We start from the raw sequence: 4,760 nt of genomic DNA, 5'->3' as shown, positions 1-4,760 counted from the left end.
CCGATCTACGTCAGAACCTCTACTGCCTAGCCTAAGTAGCCGGTTAGATGAGGCATCTACCATAGGTGCAAAAGCCAATGTCAGAATTGATAGAACTAATAAAAAACTAATTGTTTTTTTGTTCATTTTGTCACCTCCTTGTATATAAATTCGCTTTGTAAACTTAAATGAAAATTGAGGACTCCAATCCTCTGTGGTACAATGTTTTTGCGAGAAAACAAATACCTCCCAGAAAGGATGAAGTCCTCATGCAAAAAATTGTACCAATTAAATGCCCAAAATGCAACAATAAAGATTCTTTTTATCGCTATGGCAAAGATAAAGATGGTTATCAAAAGTACCTTTGCCGTAAGTGCAATCACCAATTTACTCCTGATAGACCAGTGTCTAAAAAAGTGCCCAAATATCCTTGTTGTCCTGTTTGTGGTAAAGCAACGTTTCTTCATCACGATTATGAATATTACTCTAATTACCGTTGTTGTGATAAGAAATGTAACCATTCTATGTTTGTTCCTAAACCAAACAATATACTACCTGCATCTATGTCTAAGCTTGTTGGAAAGAATGATTTTAAGCGTATGCGTTATCCCGTGCATATAATTATTACCGCTCTATCTATGTTTTACCTTGGCAAAAATTCTTTTAGAAATATTGCCCTAATACTTAGAGTAGCCCATAATGTTAAGGTTTCTCATACTACCATTAGCAATTGGTGTAAGAAGTTTGCTCCATTTTTTAATAATCTCTCTTTAGAACTTATACCAATGTTAGACTTTAATTCAGATGAATGGCATGCTGACGAAACTGTTGTAAAAATTAATGGTCGAAAATATTATATTTGGTTTATCATAGACTCAGAAACCCGCTTTGTCTTAGGTTTCCATTTATCGCCTCATAGAAATTCTAGCCAAGCTTTTGCTTTACTTAATTCTGTTAAAGACTTAGGTACTGTTAATGCCATAGTTAGCGATCGATACAGTGCTTACAAAGTACCAGTTAAATCTGTACTGGGTAGTTCTGTTAAACATATTCGCGTTGAAAGTTTTAAAGATGATATTTCTAACAATTTAATAGAGTCTTTCCATCATCAATTTAAAGCTTGGTATAAGACTAAGCAAGGTTTTAATTCTTTTGAATCAGCAAATAACCTAATCAGCATGTTTATATTTTTTTATAATTTTGTAAGACCACATTCATCTCTTAATGGTTTAACCCCAGCTCAAGTTGCTGGATTAAATCTAACTGAAAGAGAGAAGAAAAAGTATCTTCTTGTAGCATAAATTTTGCTTTAATTTCGCCAAAATATTTTTTAAATGTACGTCCTTGAGATTGTCAAGGGCGCGCGTTAGCGCGTTCATTTTACCCTTGACAATCTCAAGGCGGACTTTTATAATCGTCAAGGCGAAATTAAAAGCAATTTGAAGCAATTCTATAAAACATTGTGCTATTTTTTCATGTTTAGTTTACAAAGCCTTAGTATAGACTTTTATGAGCATCTTCTATGGTTTTAAATATTGTATCTTCATCAATCATTTCTTTATTATTTGATTTCAAAATACAGCATAAAAACTCAATATTTCCTGTACTGCCTGTAATAGGTGAAAAACTCAAGTCTACAATATTCAGTTGGATAGATTTACAAAACTCAACCATATTATATATTACTTCCTTGTGGATCTTTTTATCTTTTACTATACCTTTTTTCCCAACTTTACTTCTTCCAGCTTCAAATTGAGGTTTGATAAGGGCCATAATGCTTCCACTTTTACATAATAATTCTTTTGCTATAGGTAATACTAATTTTAAAGAAATAAAAGACACGTCTATAGAAATGAAATCAATTACTTCCCCAATATCCTCTTTAGTTACATACCTAATATTGGTTCGTTCCTTTACTATAACCCTAGGGTCATTCCTAAGTTTCCAATCTAATTGACCATATCCTACATCAATGGCATATACCTTTTTTACCCCATTTTTAAGCATACAGTCAGTAAACCCTCCCGTAGAAGCTCCAATATCCATAACAACTTTATTTTTTAAATCAATATCAAAAATATCAATTGCCTTTTCAAGTTTTAATCCACCTCTACTCACATAATTAATAGGATTTTTCTTAATCAATATTTCACTATCTATTTCAATTCTTTCTCCTGGTTTATCTATTCTCCTATTACCAACAAAAACTACTCCTTCCATAATAACTCTTTTGCCCTTTTCTCTAGAATCAACTAATCCCTTTTCAAATAATAGTATATCTGCTCTTTTTTTACCCATATGATCCACCTCAATTTTTAGTCCATTTTATTATCCTGTTTATTATTTTTCTTCTTTTCAGGTAGTATATCTAATCCTAACTTTTTCTTTATAAAATTAAAAATTACAGCAGTTTGAAAAATGATTTTTTCAGAGTACAGTATTGCTATAGATTTACCAAAAGCTTTCCCACCTACTGTTAATGATGCTATTAAAGATGTAAGTACTATGCTTAAAAACATCCCATCTTTTATATTGTAGATATTAATTAATTTATAAATTATTGTCGTCCCAACCGCACCACTAACTATACCACTTATATCTCCTATTACGTCATTACAAAAGTTTGAAACTTGCCCTGCATTTCTTACTAACTTTATTGCATATTTTGCTTCTTCTACTTTATTAGCTGCCATAGCATGAAAAGGCTTTTCTTTAGCACTTGTAACAGCAATACCAATTATATCGAAAAAAATTCCAATTAGAATTATAATAATTAAAATTATGAATGCCAATATTATATCTATATTCTTAATTAATCCTTCAGTGATTACACTAAATATCATAGCCATAATAAAAGTCCATAAAGTTACCAATATTATCCATTTTAAATTGTATTTATTTGAAAAACTACCTTCAGTTTTTTTACTCATTTATATTAGTTCCTCCATATTAAAATGTTATATAAAAAGCTGATAGCATTATGCTATCAGCTTTTTAAGTGGTAGTATATTAGGTAAATCTTACGGCTTAAGGTCCAGCAGGATTTCCCTGAAAGAAACTGTATGTCGCCATAACAGCGGTTTCCCTTTAATTCTATCACTACTATGTCACCATAAATAGAACTGGATTACCACTTAGTCCGCACTGTAATCCCCAATATACTTCTACCATGAACAGTCTAGGAGTTTTCCTCTACAACCAGTCTAATCCTTAGCCTCTTTTGCAATATTGGTTTCGATAACAAAATTTTCCCTACATGGGCCCTAAGTAAGAAAAATCGAACTTAATCATCCGCCAACATCACTCAAGGCAGGCTACTCTGCATGTTTATTTTCATATTTATACATACAGGTTTATCTTACCATATGGTAAGTCTCCACGAAAGTAGGGTCATCGCCTGCATGCCATTGCAGATCGCCCCATCTTTCTTACTCCCAATTTCGACCCCCGACTGGGCGTCGCGAGCCAAAACAAGGAACTTCATCGATATGCCCTTCGACGGATTTTTAGCCCCGCCCTCGGGATTAGCTGTGTTGACTAGAATACTGTACCACTTTGTTTAGTATAATAAATTATAGCATAATTTCTATAATTATTCAATCGTTTTTAATAATTTCTACCGATTAAGTAATTTGTTATTTTTTTGAAAAACTCTAGATTCTTATCCTTATAAAACTCTAAAACTTGAATAGCTTTTTTACTTAATTTGTCCACTTTTATTTTTGCCTCATCTTTATTGTTAAAACTTAGATAGGTCACTTTATTAATTAACTTATCCTCTTCTTCATCTAAAATATCATCCCTTATTTGATATGCTAAACCAAGATATAATCCAAATAATCTCATCCTTTCTGCGTCTTCCTCACATCCTCCACCTAATATAGTTCCTGCCACTAATGAAGCTTGGATAAGAGCAGCTGTTTTCGATTTATACATAAATAGCAATTTATCTTCATCCATTGTAATTTCATTAGATAATAAATCTACTACCTGTCCACCTATCATGCCAAAAACTCCAGAATATTTTGCTATTTCACTAATTGCCCATATATTTTTTTGATAATCATCAACAGTTTCTGAGTTTTTTAATGTAAAGTCCACCATTGTTTCAAAAGCTAAATTTAATAATCCATCACCTGAAAGAATTGCAATAGCTTCTCCATAGATTTTATGGTTTGTTAATTTTCCTCTTCTAAAATCATCGTCATCCATTGAAGGCAAATCATCATGGATTAATGAATAGGTATGTATCATCTCTATTGCTAACGCAAATGGAATAGAGTTTTTATACTCTCCTCCAAACATTTCACAGCTTTTTAACAATAATATAGGTCTTAACCTTTTACCACCTGTAAATAAGCTATAATTAATAGATTCATATACTTTTGATTGATATCCAGTCTTATTATTTAAAATATTATATAAATTTCTATCAATTATATCTTTAGTAGACTCTAGTTCTTCGTTTAGCAGCATTATTTTATACCTCCATATAAAAATCTTCTTCTATATTATTATCTTCATCCTTAAGCAATATCTTAACTTCCCCCTCCATACCCTTTAATAATCCGTTACAATAATTATATAAGGCTACCCCCCTTTTAAATTTTTCTAGAGAACTCTTTAAAGTTAAATCCTCACACGGCGGGTCTCGGGGTCCAGGAACGGCGACGGGGCTTCCTCGATCACCTTCTGATGGCGTCGCTGGATCGAGCACTCGCGCTCGCCGAGGTAGACGCAGTTGCCGTGGCCGTCGGCGAGGACCTGGATCTCGATATGCC

The 4,760-nt window shown here is 32.6% G+C and carries 5 protein-coding genes and 1 pseudogene; 1 reads left to right on the top strand and 5 read right to left on the bottom strand.

What is annotated here, in order from left to right:
• The first annotated feature begins 248 nt into the window (after positions 1-248).
• A complete protein-coding gene (locus VK998_RS10855; RefSeq protein WP_325228196.1) occupies positions 249-1,280 on the top strand; it encodes an IS6 family transposase in 1,032 nt (343 codons plus the stop codon).
• A 193-nt stretch (positions 1,281-1,473) separates the two neighbouring features.
• Here the strand turns inward: VK998_RS10855 and VK998_RS10850 are convergent, their stop codons facing one another.
• The 5 genes and pseudogenes from VK998_RS10850 to VK998_RS10830 all read right to left on the bottom strand — a co-directional run bounded on the left by VK998_RS10850 (position 1,474) and on the right by VK998_RS10830 (position 4,749).
• Positions 1,474-2,277 carry a TlyA family RNA methyltransferase gene (locus tag VK998_RS10850; protein WP_325228193.1) on the bottom strand — a complete coding sequence of 268 codons (804 nt, stop codon included), beginning with the start codon at positions 2,275-2,277 and terminating at the stop codon, positions 1,474-1,476.
• 17 nt (positions 2,278-2,294) lie between these two features.
• Positions 2,295-2,909 carry a hypothetical protein gene (locus tag VK998_RS10845; protein WP_325228191.1) on the bottom strand — a complete coding sequence of 205 codons (615 nt, stop codon included), beginning with the start codon at positions 2,907-2,909 and terminating at the stop codon, positions 2,295-2,297.
• A 676-nt stretch (positions 2,910-3,585) separates the two neighbouring features.
• On the bottom strand, positions 3,586-4,455 hold the full coding sequence (locus VK998_RS10840) for a polyprenyl synthetase family protein (RefSeq protein WP_325228188.1): 870 nt from the start codon (positions 4,453-4,455) through the stop codon (positions 3,586-3,588).
• A gap of 4 nt (positions 4,456-4,459) precedes the next feature.
• Positions 4,460-4,570, bottom strand: a pseudogene (locus VK998_RS13070) (exodeoxyribonuclease VII small subunit); the annotation flags it as partial.
• 38 nt (positions 4,571-4,608) lie between these two features.
• Positions 4,609-4,749: an ATP-binding protein gene (locus tag VK998_RS10830; protein WP_414713601.1), complete on the bottom strand. Its 141-nt coding sequence runs from the start codon at positions 4,747-4,749 to the stop codon at positions 4,609-4,611.
• Positions 4,750-4,760: the final 11 nt, after the last annotated feature.

Origin of the sequence: Schnuerera sp., assembly GCF_035459645.1 — a bacterium.
In the GTDB taxonomy this organism is placed as follows: domain Bacteria; phylum Bacillota; class Clostridia; order Tissierellales; family Tepidimicrobiaceae; genus Schnuerera.
Note: the sequence above shows the minus strand (reverse complement) of the source record. Positions and strands in the feature narration are given on the sequence as shown.

Coding starts and splice junctions, on each gene's coding strand:
- VK998_RS10855 (WP_325228196.1), top strand. CDS start 249: ATGCAAAAAATTGTACCAATTAAATGCCCAAAATGCAACAATAAAGAT.
- VK998_RS10850 (WP_325228193.1), bottom strand. CDS start 2,277: ATGGGTAAAAAAAGAGCAGATATACTATTATTTGAAAAGGGATTAGTT.
- VK998_RS10845 (WP_325228191.1), bottom strand. CDS start 2,909: ATGAGTAAAAAAACTGAAGGTAGTTTTTCAAATAAATACAATTTAAAA.
- VK998_RS10840 (WP_325228188.1), bottom strand. CDS start 4,455: ATGCTGCTAAACGAAGAACTAGAGTCTACTAAAGATATAATTGATAGA.